General features: G+C 53.5%; 16 protein-coding genes. All 16 read right to left on the reverse strand.

What is annotated here, in order from left to right; translation table 11 throughout:
• Positions 1-42: 42 nt before the first annotated feature.
• The 16 genes from BM412_RS30580 to pth all read right to left on the reverse strand — a co-directional run bounded on the left by BM412_RS30580 (position 43) and on the right by pth (position 18,763).
• Positions 43-1,815: a polysaccharide biosynthesis protein gene (locus tag BM412_RS30580; RefSeq protein WP_177246167.1), complete on the reverse strand. Its 1,773-nt coding sequence runs from the start codon at positions 1,813-1,815 to the stop codon at positions 43-45.
• A gap of 189 nt (positions 1,816-2,004) precedes the next feature.
• A complete protein-coding gene (spoVT, locus tag BM412_RS30585; RefSeq protein ID WP_091225500.1) occupies positions 2,005-2,544 on the reverse strand; it encodes a stage V sporulation protein T in 540 nt (179 codons plus the stop codon).
• A 242-nt stretch (positions 2,545-2,786) separates the two neighbouring features.
• Positions 2,787-2,942: a hypothetical protein gene (locus tag BM412_RS32305; RefSeq protein ID WP_177246168.1), complete on the reverse strand. Its 156-nt coding sequence runs from the start codon at positions 2,940-2,942 to the stop codon at positions 2,787-2,789.
• 35 nt (positions 2,943-2,977) lie between these two features.
• Entirely contained in the window at positions 2,978-3,820 is an 843-nt protein-coding gene (locus BM412_RS30590; RefSeq protein WP_091225501.1) for an ABC transporter ATP-binding protein, read from the reverse strand.
• Positions 3,821-3,895: 75 nt separating this feature from the next.
• Positions 3,896-4,711, reverse strand: a complete 816-nt coding sequence (locus BM412_RS30595) for an ABC transporter permease (RefSeq protein WP_091225502.1) — start codon at positions 4,709-4,711, stop codon at positions 3,896-3,898.
• Between the two features lie 5 nt (positions 4,712-4,716).
• Positions 4,717-5,730 carry an ABC transporter substrate-binding protein gene (locus BM412_RS30600; protein WP_091225503.1) on the reverse strand — a complete coding sequence of 338 codons (1,014 nt, stop codon included), beginning with the start codon at positions 5,728-5,730 and terminating at the stop codon, positions 4,717-4,719.
• A gap of 298 nt (positions 5,731-6,028) precedes the next feature.
• Positions 6,029-6,724 (reverse strand): urea ABC transporter ATP-binding subunit UrtE, encoded by a 696-nt coding sequence (gene urtE, locus BM412_RS30605; protein ID WP_091225533.1) that lies wholly within the window; start codon positions 6,722-6,724, stop codon positions 6,029-6,031.
• A complete protein-coding gene (gene urtD / locus BM412_RS30610; protein ID WP_091225504.1) occupies positions 6,702-7,490 on the reverse strand; it encodes an urea ABC transporter ATP-binding protein UrtD in 789 nt (262 codons plus the stop codon). Before urtD ends, urtE begins: the two co-directional genes overlap by 23 nt.
• Complete coding sequence (gene urtC, locus BM412_RS30615) at positions 7,450-8,541, reverse strand: urea ABC transporter permease subunit UrtC (RefSeq protein WP_371264884.1); 1,092 nt, start codon at positions 8,539-8,541, stop codon at positions 7,450-7,452. The genes urtD and urtC overlap by 41 nt, the downstream gene beginning before the upstream one ends.
• A gap of 35 nt (positions 8,542-8,576) precedes the next feature.
• Positions 8,577-9,485, reverse strand: a complete 909-nt coding sequence (gene urtB / locus BM412_RS30620) for an urea ABC transporter permease subunit UrtB (RefSeq protein ID WP_091225506.1) — start codon at positions 9,483-9,485, stop codon at positions 8,577-8,579.
• A 121-nt stretch (positions 9,486-9,606) separates the two neighbouring features.
• Positions 9,607-10,851, reverse strand: a complete 1,245-nt coding sequence (gene urtA, locus BM412_RS30625) for an urea ABC transporter substrate-binding protein (RefSeq protein WP_091225507.1) — start codon at positions 10,849-10,851, stop codon at positions 9,607-9,609.
• 1,162 nt (positions 10,852-12,013) lie between these two features.
• Positions 12,014-13,063: a lactonase family protein gene (locus tag BM412_RS30635; RefSeq protein ID WP_177246169.1), complete on the reverse strand. Its 1,050-nt coding sequence runs from the start codon at positions 13,061-13,063 to the stop codon at positions 12,014-12,016.
• Positions 13,064-13,137: 74 nt separating this feature from the next.
• Positions 13,138-14,232 carry a peptidylprolyl isomerase gene (locus BM412_RS30640; protein WP_091225510.1) on the reverse strand — a complete coding sequence of 365 codons (1,095 nt, stop codon included), beginning with the start codon at positions 14,230-14,232 and terminating at the stop codon, positions 13,138-13,140.
• Entirely contained in the window at positions 14,219-17,749 is a 3,531-nt protein-coding gene (mfd, locus tag BM412_RS30645) for a transcription-repair coupling factor (protein WP_091225511.1), read from the reverse strand. Before mfd ends, BM412_RS30640 begins: the two co-directional genes overlap by 14 nt.
• A gap of 167 nt (positions 17,750-17,916) precedes the next feature.
• Positions 17,917-18,147 (reverse strand): anti-sigma-F factor Fin, encoded by a 231-nt coding sequence (locus tag BM412_RS30650; RefSeq protein WP_090985905.1) that lies wholly within the window; start codon positions 18,145-18,147, stop codon positions 17,917-17,919.
• Between the two features lie 55 nt (positions 18,148-18,202).
• A complete protein-coding gene (gene pth / locus BM412_RS30655) occupies positions 18,203-18,763 on the reverse strand; it encodes an aminoacyl-tRNA hydrolase (RefSeq protein ID WP_091225512.1) in 561 nt (186 codons plus the stop codon).
• Between the last annotated feature and the right edge of the window lie 72 nt (positions 18,764-18,835).

Below are 18,835 nucleotides of genomic sequence, written 5' to 3' on the forward strand. Positions count from 1 at the left end.
ATGGAATGCGATTGTCGGCGGCGGGTTCTTGCGCCTAGGCGATTAGTTGGCGCCGGGCAGCAGGCGCCAACGCTGCAATCGGGCGGCAAGCTCATCGCCGCCCGGAAGCGCGCGCAGCTCGCGCGCGGTCACGCCGCCGAAGCGCAGCACGGCGGCGGCGAAGAGCGCTCCGCCGAGGGCGGTTCCCCCGAGCGCGAGCGCGCAAGCTGCCGCCCTCGGCGGCAGCGCAAGGTCGAGCAGCGGGGCGCCGCCGCGCTCGACCAGGACGAGCACCGCGGCCATGACCGCGAGTGCGAGTCCGATGCCCGCGGCGCGCCGCGCGGGCATGGCCGCGCCGGCGGCGCGGCGGACGGCGCCCGTGCCGAGCAGGGCGGCCGCCGTGAGCGCAGCGATGCCGGCGCAGGCTGCGCCGGCCGTGCCGTACGCCGGCACAAGGGCGGCGTTGAACGCCGCCTTCAGCGCGGCCGCGGCCAGCATGTACAGCGCAGGGGCACGGACGGCCCCCAGCCCCTGCAGCGTTGCAGCCGCGATTGTGCTAACGGTGCCCGCGAGCGCCGTGCACCCGACAAGGGCAAACGTGCGCGATCCGACATCGTCCGCGTACAGCATGACATTGACGGGCTCGGCCAGCAGCGCGAGCCCTAAAGCCGCGGCGGCGCCGATGCCCCACGCAGCCCGCAGCACGAGAGCCGCTTGCTGACGCACGGCGGTTTCGTCACCGCGCACGCGTGCGGCCGCCAGCGCGGGAACCAGCGCGGCGCCCATCGCGCCCGCAACCAGGACGACCAGCTGCACAAGCGGCTGGCCCCGGCTGTACAGGCCGAAGAGCGACATCGCTTCGGCCTGCGAAACGCCCGTTCCGCGAAGCAGCCGCGGAACGGTGAACGCATCGACAACGCCAAGCGCAGGCACAGCTAGCGCCCCGAGCGTGACGGGAACCGCGAGTAGCGCCAGTTTGCGCATAAGCGCCGCCATACTTTCCCGGCCGGCGGCTGCTGATGCATGGCGAAGTTTCGCTGCGCCGCCCCGCTCCCGCAGCCAGAATGCCGCGATGACTGCAAGGCCCGCCGCGCCGCCAATGGCCGAACCGGCGGTTGCGCCGGCAGCAAGCTTAGCATCAGACCAGTTAGAATGCCAGCCGATGGCAAGCAGAATCAACATCCCCGCCACGCGAACGGTCTGTTCGGACAGCTGGGACACAGCCGATGGCAGCATCTGTCCCCGTCCTTGATAATAGCCGCGCAGCGCAGCCATGACGGGCGCAAACCATAGCGCCAGCGAAACGGTACGCACCGCGGATGCCGTTGCTTCATCGCCCATCCAGAAGGCGATTCGGTCAGCCCCCAGCCACAGCAGCACAAATCCCACTGCGCCGCTCGCAAACAACAACCCGGCGCTTGCGCCAAGCACACGCCTTGCGCCGCCCGTATCCCCTCGTGCTTCACGCTCGGCTACGAGCAGCGAAACCGCGACGGGAAACCCCGCCGTTACCATCACAAGCAGCAGTTGATACAGCGGATAAACCGCGTTATAGATCCCAAAGACACGATCGCCGGCAATATTTTGCAGCGGGATTTTTTGCAGCGTGCCCAGCGTCTTGCTAATAAGCATGGCAACGCCCATGAGCGCTGCGCCGCGAAGCAGCAAAGGCCTGTTCCCTACGCCTTTATCTTTGCTATTAGCTTTTTCTTCGCTTTCTACGCCTTTATCTTTACTATTAGCATTTTCTTCGCTTCCTGTGCCTTTATCATTGCTATTCCCTAAGCCATCGCCTTTTCCCGAGCGATTGCCCTCACTCTTACCTTCAATCCCCACACCGAGCTCCGCACGCCGCTCATCCGCATCCGTAGTCCCAGCATGCTCCTCTTGCCCTCTTTTCAAAACCTGTGCACCTGCCCTACTCTCTTCTCCTGCTCCCATTATACCCCAAACCGCGTCCCGGAATGGACCTCTACAGAAAAAAGCTCCCATGAAGACATGCTCTTCAAGGAAGCTTCTACGCTGCTATTGCTCCATTTGCTTGGCGAGAAACCCCGCTGCGGTTTCGGCCATTTTGGTTTCCATTTGCGCCATTTTTGCATTCTCGTCTTTACTGAGCAGCACAACGGTACCGATTGGATCGCCGCCGGCTACGATTGGAGCGGCCACGAAAGCACTGAAGGTCTCTCCGATATCTTTGACGATCTCGTAAGAGCCGCCGGATTCGATGATCGCTTTGCGGTTCTCCATACAGCTCTCCAGCATGGAGCCGATCTGCTTCTCCAAATAATCTTTCTTGGATGCTCCCGCGACCGCAATAATATTATCCCGATCCGTGATCAATGCAATATGGCCTGTGCTTTCGGATAAAGACTCCGCATATTCTTTGGCAAAATCGCCAAGCTCTCCAATAGGGGAATACTTCTTCAAAATAACCTCGCCATCGCGATCAACGAATATTTCCAGCGGGTCGCCCTCGCGTATGCGCAGTGTTCGGCGGATTTCCTTAGGGATGACGACCCGGCCGAGATCATCGATACGACGGACAATTCCAGTTGCTTTCATGTTCTAGTTGCCCCACTTTCCTTGAAGGTTTTGAATTGGACTGGACGCAAACTGCAAACTGCTAAATTTCTATCGTTCAAGAGGAGAGGATCCTTGAATAAGGTGATTTTCGATCTGACCATAGTATTCATCCGCTCCCATTTTCTTATTCACGTGGAAAAGGGACAAAAGCCTTGAATCACCGCTGTTGGGGGTATCTTCCACATAACCCGCTCCATCAGAAAAAAAAGCACCCCGCAGCTCTAACGAAGAGCTTCGGGATGCCGAAAGAACATCATTCTCACGATAAAACCAAGTACGGCCAGCAGCCTCCTGCTGAAGCGATTCGGATCGCCGCCGCTTGCACCTTCCACCCTGCCGCGTTTCGCGGTAGGTTCTTTCGAATCACGCGTCGCCATCCCGGATCGCTCCTCGCCTCATGATTGCCTTGCTTCTAGTGCTTCAGCAGCTGTCCAAGCTCCCGCTTGAGTGCCAGAAATTCCGGCAGCTCGCGTACTTCAGGTGTCCGTTTGTCGGGCAGCCCCACATCGAAGGTTTTCAGAATGCGTCCCGGACCGGCGCCCATCACCACAATGCGCTGCGACAGGAAAATCGCTTCGTCGATATCATGCGTGATGAAGAGAACGGTCGTTTTCTCCTTCTCCCACACCTCAAGCAGCATCTCCTGCATCTCCAGCTTGGTCTGCGCATCGAGAGCGCCGAACGGCTCATCCATGAGCAGCACCTTCGGACGGTTCGCAAGCGCCCTTGCAATCGCCACCCGCTGCTTCATCCCGCCGGAGAGCTGCTTCGGATAGGCGCTTGCGAATGCTTCGAGCTTAATAACTTTCAGAAAATGATTGCTGATCGCGCGGCGCTCTAACGTCGAAATTCCTTTCAGCTTCGGGCCGTATTCAATATTCTCACGTACTGTGAGCCACGGAAACAGCGTATACCCTTGAAAGACCATCCCCCGCTCCGCGCCGGGTCCGACAACCTCGTCGCCATCCAGCGTGACCGATCCGTCTGTCAGCTCATCAAGTCCCGCAACGATGCGGAGCAGCGTCGATTTGCCGCAGCCGGAGGGACCGACAATGGTGACGAACTCATTGGTACCGATGCTTAGATCGATATTCTTCAGTGCTTCGAATTGGCTTTTCTTCGTTTCATACACCTTTTGCAAGCCGCGAATCACGATTTCACCGCGCGGCACTACCGCCAGCTCCTTGGCACGAGTACTCCCTTTCGCGTTTGCCGATTGCTCATCATAGTTAGCTTCACGTTTAACGGCTTCCATCCGCGATCAACTCCCTGTACTGATTTCATTGCACCTGCCTGCCACAAGAGACCGCTCGAGCCTACTTTATTAAGATTAAGCCCAAGGGAACAACCTGCGGTTTAAGAAAGCGAAAATCCGGTCGCTAATGAGTCCGAGAAGACCGATGACGATAATTCCGACAAAAATTTGATCCGTGTTCAGGAACCGCTGCGCCTTCATAATCGCATAACCGAGACCGCTGTTGACTGCTACGAGCTCGGCAACAACGAGATAGGTCCATGCCCAGCCAAGAATGAGGCGAAGCGTATGCATCAACTGCGGCTGAATGGCCGGGATAAGCACCGTCTCAATCGCCTTCCAGCGGCCTGCTCCAAGCGTGAAAGACGCTTGAAGCAGATCTTGGGAGACGCGGCGCGTATTGTCCGCCACCATTAAGACCAGCTGGAAGAAGCAGCCGATGAAGATGAGCAGAATTTTCGCCCATTCCCCAATACCGGCCCACACCATAATGAGTGGAATGAAAGCTACAGCCGGCATGTAGCGGATAAATTCCATCGGCGGTTCTACGAAGGCCTCGCCGTACTTGAATGTTCCTGCGAAGATACCGATCGGAATACCGATGATGCATGCAAGGAGGAAACCTGCCGATACACGGAACACGCTAATTCCGATATGATGCCAGTACTCGCCGGTACCCAACATCTTGAACATCTCGACAAATACTTTATCCGGTGTTGGCAAGAAGACCGGGTTAACCGATTCCGTGTAACTCAGCGCCGACCAAACGATGAACAAGAGCGCGAACGAGAATCCTGCGGTGAAGGCAAATGGCCTCCCGCCGATATCCTTGAAGATTTGAAACCGATACGGCCGACGCTTAAGCCCGGCTTTAAGCTCATTTGCCTTCATCGCGATCACTCCTTAGCTGCTTTTTCTACAAACCGTGAGTCGAAGAGGACATCGAAGTCTTTGATTTCATCCACCATATCCAGCTTCTTCAAGAAATCCGCCGTCTTCTGAGCGGTGTAAGGCAATGACGTGTAATCATCGCGCTTACCGAATGCTTCTACGTTATCCGATGGCGTGAACAGTTTAATGCTGTCGAGACCAAGCTTAAAGTCCTCCGGTGTCGTTTCCGCTTTCTCCGCCATAAGCTTGATGGCTTCATCCTGATGGGATTTAAAATAATTCAGCGCTTCGAACCACGCGTCCACGATCTTCTGAATATCATCCGGACGGTTCTTTACGACCTCATCGCGGAAGACGAGCAGATCGGGGATGAGACCCGGTGTATCTTTGGAAGAGAAGAGCACCTTGCCCTTGCCTTCTTTAACGGCTTTCGTTTGGAACGGCTCCCATAGCACGGAAGCATCTGTTTTGCCGGATATAAATGCGGGACCTGCATCGTTGACCGTCATGTTGACGTAATTGACGTCATTCTCAGACATTCCGTTCTGATCGAGCGCGGTCAGCAGCAGCAGGTGATCGACGGTACCTAGCTCAGTTGCTACGGTTTTGCCTTTCAACTCGGCAATGGAGCCGATATTTGACTTGCTGACGATTGCATCGCCGCCGTAGGAGTTGTCGTTAACAAGAACGGCCTTCAGGCCAATTCCTTTGGATGCGGGAGCGAGTGTATCGCTGAGCGTTTGACTGTTGGCATCCACTTTGCCCGTAGAGAGCGCTTGAAGAGAATCGCTGTAAACCGGGAACCATTTCAGATCGACTTTCACGTCATGTTTCTCGAAGAACCCCTTCTCGTCGACGAGGTACCAGAAGAACCAACCCGGCCAAGGACTAAGCGCAATCGTAATCGGTGAGTCATCCGCACCTGACGAAGCTTCCTTGGAACCCCCGCAGCCGGTCAGTGCCGTGAGCATTGCGGCAAGTAAAAGCAGTGTAACCGTCGTCCGTTTCGTTCTCTTCATTTCTCCCCACTCCCATCAAGTTCTCTATAAAGTAGAAAAAGCCTCAGGAGAGATCTCCCAGGCTTTTGTCCTTCCGTGTTATACGGAGATCGCGGCCCAAAAGTGATGTGAGCCATTCTCCATACGCCGCCTCTTGGACCAGCCTGGTTATGACACCACGGAACCCTAGACAGCATTGTCGTTCCCGAGAAATGCCGAGAACTGCTATTCAATTGTTAGCCAACCTTACATTTATTTGTATTGTAAGAGCGAAACAGCCAATGTGTCAATGTTTATGTCAGGTTTTATTACATAGATGTTAAACAGTTAGATAATGACGGATGACTTCATCGTTCAAATCGGACAATCCGCCCTCCCATGCAATCGAGCCTTTTTCGAGGATGTAGAAATAGTCTCCGACACTCTTCACAAACTCCAGACTCTGCTCCGCCAGCAGAATTGCCGTCTCGCCTCCTGCCTTTATCGACCGGATAACATCGCGGATATCATCGACAATGGACGGCTGAATGCCTTCACACGGCTCGTCGAGCAGAAGCAGCTCCGGCTCGGAGGCAAGCGCTCTGGCGAATGCCAGCTGCTGCTGCTGCCCACCGCTTAAGTCGCCGCCTCTGCGATCATACATCGAGGGCAGCACGGGAAACTTCGCAATGGCCGACTCCGGAATGGCGCGTTTTTTCTCTTTGCACGCTTCCAAACCAAGCAGCACATTTTCAAATACGGTAAGCTGCGGGAAGATTTCGCGCCCTTGCGGCACATATCCGATCCCCTTCTTCGCGCGCTCGCCCGGTGCCCGCTTCGTCAGATCGGCTCCTTTGTAGGTCACCGTTCCTTTTCGCGCCTTCAGCACTCCCATAATGCTCTTCATCAGCGTTGTTTTGCCGACTCCGTTACGTCCAAGCAAACACACGACCTGCCCCGGCCGCACTTGAAGCGTAACCTGCCGCAAAATAACGCTCTCTCCATACCCCGCTTCAAGCTGTTGAACGGCTAGCATCGACATCCCGCCTTTTCCCCAGATACACTTCCGCTACGCGGTCATCGCGCTGCACCTCTTCCATCGAGCCTTCCTTGAGCAGTTTCCCTTCATGCATAACCGTCACCTTGCTCGCGAAGCTGCGCACAAACTCCATATCATGCTCCACAACCACAATCGACTGCGTCTTGCGAATATGCTGCAGCAGCTCTCCGGTTTTCTCGGTCTCGCCATCGGTCATCCCGGCAACAGGCTCATCCAGCAGCAAAATCTCCGGCTCCTGCAGCAGCATCATTCCGATTTCTAGCCATTGTTTCTCCCCGTGCGAGAGACCGCCTGCTCGCCAATCCGCTTTTCCCGATAGCCCCACCAGTTCCAGCTGAGCTTGGATCCGATCCCGATCTTCAGCTCGCATCTTCGCTCTCATCGCCGCAAATACGCCTCGATTCTGCTTCATTGCAATCTCAAAGTTCTCCATCACCGTAAGGGATGCGAAGATGGAAGGCGTTTGAAACTTGCGCCCGATACCGAGTTCCGCGATCTGGTGCTCCTTCTTCCGCGTAATATCCACGCTTCCGCTGAAGAGCACCTTTCCGCCCTCCGGCTTTACTTTGCCGCAGATGACATCAAGCATCGTCGTTTTGCCCGCTCCGTTTGGCCCGATCAGAAATCGCAGCTCCCCGCGGGTAAGGGAGAAATTCATCCCCTGTACCGCTTTAAACCCGTCGAAGTCGACGGTTACCTCGTCACACTGCAGGACTACTGGGGATTCCTTTTGCTCCTTCATCGGCAGCCTTCCTCCTTCTAAACCACTTGAATTGTCCAAACAGGCCCGCCGCTCCCTTCGGTAAGAAGACCACGACCACGACGAACAAGGCACCCATGAACAGAATCCATATATCCGGATAGGACTCGCTGAAAGCACTCTTCGCGGAATTGAGCAGAATTGCGCCAAGCACCGCGCCTGCCAGCGTTCCACGGCCGCCGATGGCTACCCAAAGCACCATCTCAATAGACGGCACAATGCCCATCATAGAAGGCGATATGATACCGACATGCAGCACGAACAGCATACCTGCGAGTCCGGCAAGCCCAGCCGAGATGCTAAAAGCGACCATCTGATAGACAGCCGGATTATAGCCGATGAACCGTACCCGATTCTCGCCATCCCTTATCGCTCGCAATACCTTGCCGAAGCGGCTCTTCACGATGAACCGGCAGAGCAGATAAGCCCCGATAAGCAGCACCACTGTCACCCAGTACAGGTACCGCTTCGTGTCCGGCGATGCCAGCGCTAAGCCGAACAGCTTACTGTAACCGGTCACGCCGTTCGTGCCGCCCGTATATGCTTGCTGTCCAATGAACAGCGTAACGGTAATGATGACGAGCGCTTGCGTCAGAATCGTAAAGTACACGCCGCGAATTCGGTTGCGGAACGTAAAGTAACCGAGTATCAACGCCAGCAGCGCCGGAATTAATATCCCCGCCAGCAAGGCAAAGGTCAGCGATCCGAACGGTTTCCAGAACCAAGGCAGCGCCGTAAGGCCGCTCCAATCCATAAAATCGGGGAGCTTGCCGCCACCAGCATCCAGCTTCAGGTACATCGCCATCGCATAACCGCCTAAGCCGAAGAACACACCGTGCCCAAGGCTGAGAATGCCGGTATAGCCCCATATTAGATCAAGCCCCAGCGCCACAATGGCATAGGCCAGAAACTTCGCCAGCAAATTTAACCGAAAATCGCTTAATACAAGCGGTGCACAAAATAACGCAGCAGCGGCAACCGCATATCCCGCCAACAGCCATATTCGCTCAGGCGTCATCGTTCGAAGCTGCATCATGGTTCCACCTTTCAAGGGCGACTTTTTCCCATCTAGTTATCAAGCGAACGCGAGCGCATCGCCACAAGCCCCATCGGCTTCCATTGAAGGAAAGCAACGATACACAGGAACACCAGCACTTTGCCGAGCGAAGCCGTCGTCCAATATTCGAAGATCGTATTCGACAGCCCGATGCCGAGGGCACCGAATACCGTACCTACGAGCTTCCCTACACCACCGAGTACAACAACCATAAAAGCATCCACGATGTAGTACGTTCCAATCGAAGGACCAATCGGTCCGATTAGCGTTAGCGCACAGCCTGCGATACCTGCGATACCGGAGCCAATCGCGAAGGTCATGGCATCTACTCGGCGCGTTGAAATGCCCAGGCAAGCAGCCATTTCACGATTTTGCATAACCGCCCGCATTCTGCGTCCGGAATGGCTTCGATAGATATACAGATACATCACGAACAGACAGACCAGTACCAGACCGATAATGAATAATCGCTTGTATGGGAATACAACGCCCCCAAGCGCAGTCATGCCGCCATTGAGCCATTCGGGACTTGTTACGCCGACGTTCGGCGCACCGAAGATGCTCCGAGCGATCTGCTGCAGCATCAGTCCGACACCCCAGGTGGCAAGCAAGCTGTCGAGCGGCCGTCCGTAGAGAAACCGGATGAGCGTCATCTCCAGCACCATGCCGAATGCAAAAGCAACGCAGAAGCTTACCGGTATGGCAAGCGCAAAGTACCAGCCGAATGCCGATTCAGGCATATAGGAGGTAAAAAGGTTTTGTACGACGTATGCGGTGTAGGCGCCGATCATAATGAGCTCGCCATGCGCCATATTAATGACTTTCATCAGGCCGAAGGTAATTGCCAGCCCAAGCGCGATAAGCAGCAGAATCGAGCTTACGCTGATCCCGTTAAACAACTGCAGTATGATGACATCCATCGATTGCGTTCACCCCTTATGCAAACTGCGCCGTCCTAAACACACCAAGCGCTGCCCGATTGCCGGGCCTTGTTGTGTCTGGCGGCGGCGCAGTTCGCGTTAATACCCGACTATTGAATTGCTATTTGCTTTCGCTCAAGCTGGCAGCCCATGAGTAGCCTTTGAGGTAAGGGTCTGGCTTAACCGGCTCGCCGGAGTTCCACACTTCCTTGAACTGTCCGTCTGTTTGAACTTCACCGATCCGAACCGTTTTGTACAGATGTTGTGTTTCGCCGTCGATTTTCACTTTGCCCTCCGGCGCATCCCACTCAAGCTCTTTAGCTGCTTCTTTCACTTTCTCTACATCCGTGGAGCCTGCTTTCTCAACAGCTGCCGCCCAGAGGTAAACCGCATCATAACCTGCTTCGATCGGATCGGCCGTAACTCGGTCTTCGCCGTATTTTTTCTTATAGTTTTCAACGAAGGTTTTGTTCGCCGGGGTGTCTGTTGTTTGGTAGTAGTTCCAGGCGGCATATGTACCGGCCAGCACATCGACGCCAATACCGCGAATTTCTTCTTCGGCTACGGATACCGATAAGGTCGTCAGGTCTTTCGAGGAGATGCCTGCATCCTTCAATTGTTTGAAGAACGCTACGTTACTGTCGCCGTTAAGCGTATTGAATACCACATCCGGCTTCGCTTCTTTGATTTTCGCAATTACGGTTGTATAGTCGGTATGTCCAAGAGGGGTGTATTCTTCACCGGTGAGCTCGCCGCCTTCAACTTTCAGCTGTTCTTTGATGATTTTGTTAGCGGTGCGCGGGAATACGTAGTCAGAGCCAAGGAGGAAAAATTTCTTGCCGTGGTTTTCAAGCAGCCAGGTTACGGCCGGAACGATTTGTTGGTTTGTCGTTGCGCCGGTGTACATGATGTTCGGGGATTGTTCCAAGCCTTCATATTGAACCGGATACCAGAGTAAGCCCTTCAGCTCTTCGAACACCGGAAGCATCGCTTTACGGCTGGAGGACGTCCATCCGCCAAATACAGTCGCAACCTCATCCTCCGAGATCAGCTTCCGCGCTTTCTCCGCGAATGTCGGCCAGTCGGACGCGCCGTCTTCGACGACGGGAACGATTTTCTTCCCTAATACACCGCCTTTAGCGTTGATTTCGTCAATCGCCATCATTTCCGAATCTTTAACCGATACTTCGCTGATTGCCATGGTGCCGCTAAGAGAATGAAGAATGCCGACTTTGATTTCGCCGTCACTGCCAGACCCGGCTGCATTCGTCGATGCGGCCTTATTGTCGTTCTTACTGCAGCCTGCCAGCACCAAACAACAGGCAAACAGGATGAAAACCCCACTTTTCCATACGTTCTTCCTCATTCTCCCACTCCCTATCCATTTTTTATCTCTATTCCGAACGTTTTACTGGATTAAGTTACCATCGTTCGTGGTTTCATTATAAGATTAGCCCAAGTTTCATGTCAACAAAGATTACATAAATGATGGAAATATTAATATGGTATCGTATACATTCAGAAATCGGTCGATTTTATGTTATATTTACTCACTTAAATGATTAAAAAAATCAAAACACGTGGTTTAAACCGCCGTATATGTAACATATATATAACGCGATAATACCAACTCGTCCAAAATCAAAAACGGCGCAGGGTTTACCCTGCACTCGCATTTTGTGCATATATTACCGATCACCTCTCACGTAGCTAAACGTTCGCATGTCATATTTCGCATCATCATGCCTGGATTTCGCGTGATACTCATACGTCGATTCAGCACTCCGCTCCAACTCTTCCGATCAACTTGCCGTGAACGGCGAGCACGCGCGTTGCTCACGCCTCTTTAACCCCACCCTTCCACCTGCTGTGATTTCATGCGCTTACCCACCTATCGTCCCGCTTGCCTCATACTGCGATTTCGCGTGCTGCCACCACCCTTCAACTCGCTTGCCACCTTCCGCGAAATTCTAACGAATCGTAGGAGTCTTATTTGGACCCAATTTCGCAGCTTAGTAATTCTAACGAATCGTAGGAGTCTTATTTGAGCGAAATGAGCTCTCTACTCCCTCAAAACCATCAAATAAGACCTCCATGATTCGTTAGAATTTTTTTGAGGCTCTTTTCGCCCAAATAAGCCCTGTACGATTCGTTAGCGCATTTCGCAACTCCCTTCCTGCGTGTTACGGTTCGCCAACACATCCCGCAAACCATATTCCCGCGTGCATGGGATCGTTGGTTGGCGCACCTTCCCGCAACTCGCATCCCCGTGCAGAGGGGTCTTTAGAGCGCTTTCTGCAATCCACATCCTGCGCGTACAGTTCGCCAGCTCCTACCGCAACCCTCATCCAGCGTGCGGAGTCAGTCATACCCCGTGTCCGCAACATCGGCTGGCCAGCAAAGGTTACACTATGAACCCGTGCCCGCCCGCGTATCCCGCCCCCTTTTTTCCGCCCCTCCCAATTCACCGCAAACAAAAAAAAGCCGGACAGGCACCATGTGCCCATCCGACTTTACGTCGCTTCTACTTATGCAAAAGAAATACAAACCGGTTTGCTCGTCTCGATGACGTTACCCGTAGGCGTCAGCCCGCCCGTCGCTTCATCGATGCGGAAGGTCACGATGTTATCCGAATCTTGGTTAGCCGCCAGTAGGTACTGTCCGTCCGGCGAAATCGCAAAGTTTCGCGGTGTTCTGCCGCCGCTTGGCGTAATCTCGACAAGTTCCAGCTTCTCATCGGCAACGATGCGATATACGGCAATACTATCATGCCCTCTGTTGGAGGCATACAGGAAGCGGCCATCAGCCGTTACATGAATGTCGGCACATGTCGTCGCTCCGTCGTATTCTTCCGGCAGCGTGGATATGATTTGCTTCACCGTCAGTTGGGACTGCTCCGCTTCATAGTTGTACACGCCTACTGTACTGTCCAGCTCATTGATAACGTACAGCACCGGTGACTGAGGGTGGAATGCCATATGACGCGGACCCGCGCCCGCCGGCATCGCCGTCTCGTTTCGTCTAATCAGCTTCTGCGCCGTATGATCGATTTCATAATGGACGATTTGATCAATACCGAGGTCGGCAATCAGCACATAACGGTTGGCCGGATCAATAATGGAGGAATGCGGATGCGGCGCTTCTTGTCGATCCTTCCGCGGCCCGCTTCCCTCATGAACAGCGAAATCCGCCTGAACGAGAGCCCCGTCCTCACTCTCGATGCCGTAGACAGCCAAATTGCCTCCTGTATAGTTGGTCACCACAAGCAGCTTACCTGTGGCATCGAATTCAACATGGCAGGGCGAACCGCCTTGCGTTGTTACTTCATTAATAGCCTTCAGTTCCCCGTTATCCGCATGGATTGCAAAGCTGTGAATGCTGCCCGGCTCTGCCCCTGTCTCACTGACCACATAAAGTCTCGTGCCCGCTTCATTGCTTCTTAGAAAAGATGGATTATAAATGCCCGCTTGACCGGAAAGCCGAGAAATTGCGCCGTCCTCCGTATGTAAGACCATACCCGAGATGCCTTCTTGCTCTTTCGCTGAATAAGATCCCACAAAAAATAGCTGCTGTCCCATTGAAACGCCTCCCATTTTTCGCTGATATGTTCAAAACAAGCCCAGCCATGGGGCTGAGCTTGTTGTGTTGCTTCTTACTTCTTGTCGTTAGTTGCTTTATCGTCAGTCGCTTTATCGTTGTTTGCTTTGTCCGCGTTGTCTGTTTTGGAATCATCCGTTTTGGAATCATCTGCAGCAGGCGTTTCCGCTTTAGGCAGGTCGATCTTCGTAATCATCTTAGGAAGCTCGTCCGTCATGAATTTATTCAGGTTAGCCGAGGCAACCGCTTGCTTCAGCAGCGTCTTGTCTTCCGCGGTTAATTTATCGAATGCCGTAGGCGTGCGTTTCTCAACCTTCATGACATGGTAACCGAATTGGGATTTAACCGGTTCGCCTACTTTGCCGATCTCTTGCTTATTGGCAGCGTCTTTAAATTCCGCAACCCAGCCTTTTGCTTGCTGATCTTCGTACAGACCGCCGTTATCCTTGGAGCCCGTATCGTCGGAGTATTGCTTCGCAAGTGCTTTCCAGTCGCCGCCTGCATCCAACTTCGCTTTTACTTCTTTAGCGATTTTTAGCGCTTCTTCGTCTTTACGCTTCTCGGCACCTGTTGTAGGATCTACCGTGCCGATCAGAATGTGGCGAACGCTGATCATATTGTAATCGTCTTTTGTCGTATCGTATTCCTTCTTCACTTGATCGTCAGTAACTTTCTTCTCTTGATCCTTCATGATGGAAGAGATCATGGAGTAGAAGTATTTAATATCGGTCTCAGTCAAACCAGCGTCATCGGCTTTCTTCTTGATTTCCGGCGTGCCGTCGATTTGCTGCTTCATTTGCGTATAGAAATTGTCGACTTCTTTCTTCGTTGCATCATCTTGCTTCACATCGCCTAAACGCTTGTACAACACTTTGTAGCCGATATATTCACGCAGAAATTGTTCCTGCAGCTGTGGAATGCTGAGATACATCTCCGTTTGAGGCTGTACGATGCCAAAGAATGTCGAATACTTCGTAAACTCTTTATCCGTTACCGTGCCGTCTGTGTACGTAGCGATCGTCTTGCCTTCGCCCGTCCCCGGAGCCGCGCCCTCCTCTTTCTTCTTGCCGCAGCCTGCTGCCAATACAACAACCAGCACAGCAGCCAGTGCGAGCAGAGTCGCTTTTCTCCAATAGTTAGTGCGTAACATTCTGTAGTTCCCCTTTCGATTGAATGGTGTCTTTATAGTGCATCAAAAAACGTTCCAGCAGCTCAAGCTTCTGCTCGACCGACAACCCTTTGCCCCTTAATTGCATAAGCGGATAAGGCTCTTGTCCGGTCGAACGCTTGAACCGGTTTTCCAGCTGCAGGCATAACATGTCAACCTTCTTCGTGTCGAACCGCTGCTTCTCACGTTCCGCGAAACGCAAGGCGATATCCTCGCCTTTTCCGCCGATTTGCTCAATGCCGCAGATCGCGCCGTACACCTTCAAACGAGCTACAGAAAGCAGGTTGTCGACCGCTTGAGGCAAATCGCCAAACCGGTCAATCAGCTCCTCGCGCAAATCTTCCACTTCCTCGAAGGCACGAACCGAGGCCACTTTCTTATAAATCTCTATCTTCTGTATGCTATCGTAAATATAGGAAGACGGCAAGTAGGCATCGATGCTCATATCAATGATCGTGCTGACTTCTTTGACAGGCTCTTCGACTTCGCCGCCGCCCATGTCCGCTTTGCGCTTCTTAATCTCATCGGCCAGCATTTGCGAATACAGATCAAAGCCAACAGAAGCAATGAATCCGTGCTGCTCCGCGCCAAGCAGGTTCCCCGCTCCGCGGATCGACAAGTCGCGCATCGCAATCTTGAATCCGGAGCCGAGCTCCGTAAATTCTTTGATCGACTGCAGCCGTTTCTCCGCCACCTCTGTCAGTACCTTATCACGTTGATAAGTGAAGTATGCATAAGCAATCCGGTTGGAACGTCCAACCCTGCCCCGCAGCTGATACAGCTGGGATAGCCCCATCTTGTCCGCGTCGTGGACGATGAGTGTATTCACGTTCGGAATGTCAACGCCTGTCTCGATGATGCTGGTACTGACAAGCACGTCGGATTCCCCATCCAGGAAGTCCAGAATCGTCTTCTCCAGCTCCTGCTCCGACATTTGACCATGACCGACCGCCACCCGCGCATCCGGCACAAGCGCATGGATCTGCTCGGCCATCTGGTGGATCCCTTGTACGCGATTATATAAGTAATACACTTGGCCGCCGCGCGCAAGCTCCCGCTCGATGGACTCCCGTACCAGAGACGGACTGTATTCCACCACGTAGGTTTGAACCGGAAAACGGTTCTCCGGCGGCGTCTCAATGACGGACAAGTCCCGCACACCGAGCATCGACATATGAAGCGTACGCGGAATCGGCGTAGCCGTCAGCGTCAACACGTCGACGTTTGTTTTCAGCCGCTTCAGCTTCTCTTTATGCGACACGCCGAAGCGCTGCTCCTCATCCACGATAAGCAGTCCCAGGTCTTTAAAAATAATATCTTGCGAAAGCAGACGATGCGTGCCGATGACCACATCGACCGTGCCCGCCTTCAGCCCTTTCATCGTAGCCGTCTGATCCTTCTTCGAACGGAATCGGCTCAGCACCTGCACATTGAATGGGAATCCCGAGAAACGTTCGCGGAAGGTCTCATAATGCTGTTGGGCCAGAATCGTCGTAGGCACGAGAATAGCAACCTGCTTGCCCTCAATAGCAGCCTTGAAAGCCGCCCTTACCGCTACCTCGGTTTTGCCGTAGCCGACATCCCCGCAGAGCAGGCGATCCATCGGACGAGCGGTTTGCATATCCTTCTTGATTTCGGAAATGGCGCGCAGCTGATCAACGGTCTCGTCATACGGGAACATCGCCTCGAAATCCTGTTGATACGAAGTGTCCGTACCGAATGCGAAGCCGGTCGTAGCCTGGCGATCGGCATACAGCTTAATGAGCTCATCGGCAATGTCTTTAACCGACGATTGCGCTTTGCTCTTCACCCGCGTCCATTCGCTGCCGCCAAGTTTATATACCTTCGGCTCTTTCTCTTCGGAGCCGACATATTTCTGAATCAGGTCAATCTGTTCAATCGGGACAGACAGCTTATCGCCGCCTGCGTACAAGATATGCATGTAGTCCTTATGGATACCGGCAATTTCAAGCGTACCGATCCCCATGTACTTGCCGATACCATGGTTCTGATGGACGACGTAATCGCCGACCTTCAGCTCCGTATAGCTCTTAATCCGCTCCGCATTGTCCATCTTCTTATCGAGGCGGCGTGCCTTACGCTGTTTCTGCGAGAACATCTCGCCTTCGGTGATCACAATCAAATGAATCGAAGGCAGCTCGAAGCCCGTCTGCAGATTGCCTTCCATGATGACAGGCGGTTCGATGCCATAGTCATGCAGCACCCGGCGCATGCGGTCCATCCGCTCCGCGTTTCCGGCCAGCATCATAACCGTGGCGCCTGTTTTGCGCCAACGTTCCATCTCGGCTTTCAGCACGTTCATTTGACCGTGGAAATTCTGCATGGAGCGGCATACCACGTTCAAAATATTTTGCGGCTGCGTATGCGGAATTTGCCTTAAGAAGAGCGAGAGAAACAGCGTTGGAAACGGACGATGGAACAGCACGTCGTCAGAAGGACGCGCAAGGGCAAGCGAAGGCAGCGCTTTGCCGTTCGTCAAGAGATGCAGCGCCCACTCCGATTCATCCCGCTCCAGCTGGCGACCGGTTTCGATCAGCCTTGTCGGCTCGTCATAAATAAGCAGCGTATCTTTAGGTACATAGTCAAATAACGTATGCCGCTCCGGATAGAGCAGCGAAATATATTTATAGATTTCCGGAAAATATACATGCTCCCGCAGCTTCTCAAGCTCGGAACCGATCTCCGAACGCAGACGATCCTTCGCCGTGCGGTCGGTCATCTTCTGCAGCTGCTGCTCCAGCAGCTCCGCGGCATGCTGAGCCGCGTTCTCAAACCTTCTCGCATCGGCCAGAATTTCTTGACATGGCGGTACGATATACGTCTCCAGTTTCTCAATGGAGCGTTGGTCGGTCGGATCGAAGGAACGGATCGAATCGATTTCGTCGTCGAACCACTCCACCCGGTATGGATGCGCGGATGTAAGCGGGAAGAAGTCGACAATTCCGCCCCTCACGCTCATTTCGCCTTTGCCCTCTACCTTATCGACGCGCACATAGCCAAGCTCTACCATTTGGCGTAAAAACGCTTCCAACGATAGTGTCTCGCCAACACGCAGCTCGATACGAGCACCGGCCATCACACTGCTTATCGGCAGGAAACGACGAACGCCGGAAAACGGCACGACAACAATCCCGCGAAACCCTTGCGACAGTCGGATAAGGACATCCATCCGTTGCGCCAGCGTTTCCGGGCTCGATATCGCCGCTTCCGCAGCGACTAATTCATTGGCGGGATACAGCAGGACTTCGTTCTCGGACAGGCACTCCACCAGATCCTCCGCAATCTTCTGAGCGGCGAACATGTTGTGAGTAACCACGAGCATCGGCCTGTCAAACTCCTGCTTCAGTGCAGCGATCATGACCTGCCTCGAAGAACCGGCGAGCCCTGATACCAGCTGCTCCTGCATCCCTTTCTTGATTCCGGATACGATAGATTGAAAATCCGTATCCGCAGCGTAAGCTTCCAGTAATGCTTTCAACGTTAGCGGCACCTCGTTTCTTTCCACACCAGACAACACTTTTATCTATAAGAAACGGCACCTGCCGTCCTCTAGCAAAGGAGCTATTCCCATTTTCCATTCGTAATCACTACAAAAAGAAGCCTCAGCCGTACGCCAAGGCTCTTCATTCATTCCCTGCTGCCGACTTACTGCAGCGGGTTCGATACAAGCAGCAGCTCCGGGTTGCTGTCGATCGCCTCGCGGCAATAGTCGCAAACCACGTTAACCGTTACGTCGCCGTTCGGATTATACGCTATTATATCGCTGCGCTCTTCGGGGGTCAAGAAATGGAAACCGAGCTGTGTTTCTGAAATTTGGGCGTTGTCGATCGACCCAATCTGCGATTTGCAATGCCGGCAAATATAATTTACAGCCATATGTATGCCTCCTGAGTAGTCGTTATACCCTCAGTATGCCCGCATCGACTGAAATTTAACGGTTATATTTGGCCATCGTGCGTTCGAATGGATTCGTCAATGCGAATTCGACCGCATCGCAGCTCTCTTCCACCATCACCTTCAGCAGGTCCTGCTCGTTCTTCGGAAAATTCGAAAGCACGTAGTCCGAAATGCTCATGCCCGGCTGCGGCCGAGAGATGCCGATTCGGATCCGATCGAACGTTTGGGTACCCGTATGCTGGATGATGGATTTAATCCCGTTATGGCCGCCGGCGCTGCCTTGGTAACGCAGACGGATTTTGCCTGTTTCCGTATCCAAATCATCATATACGATGATGGCATCTTCCAAGTCGGCTTTAAAATAATCCATAAAGCCTCTTACCGTTTCACCGGATAAATTCATAAAGGTCATCGGTTTAATGAGTGCAACTTTCGTTCCCGCCACATTGCCTTCGCCAATAAGCCCCTTGCATTTGCTCTGCGTTACGCTAATCCCCCAACGCTTTGCCAGCGCATCCACGACCATGAATCCTACATTATGCCGCGTCCCTTGATACGCGGTGCCGGGGTTGCCTAATCCGACTATCCATTTCATGCTGAATCCTCAACTCCTGCTACAACAAAATTTCTTTTTTCTTTATGCAACGAATCTTCGCCCTCAATTGTC

Source organism: Paenibacillus sp. BC26 (assembly GCF_900116125.1).
In the GTDB taxonomy this organism is placed as follows: domain Bacteria; phylum Bacillota; class Bacilli; order Paenibacillales; family Paenibacillaceae; genus Paenibacillus_Z; species Paenibacillus_Z lignilyticus.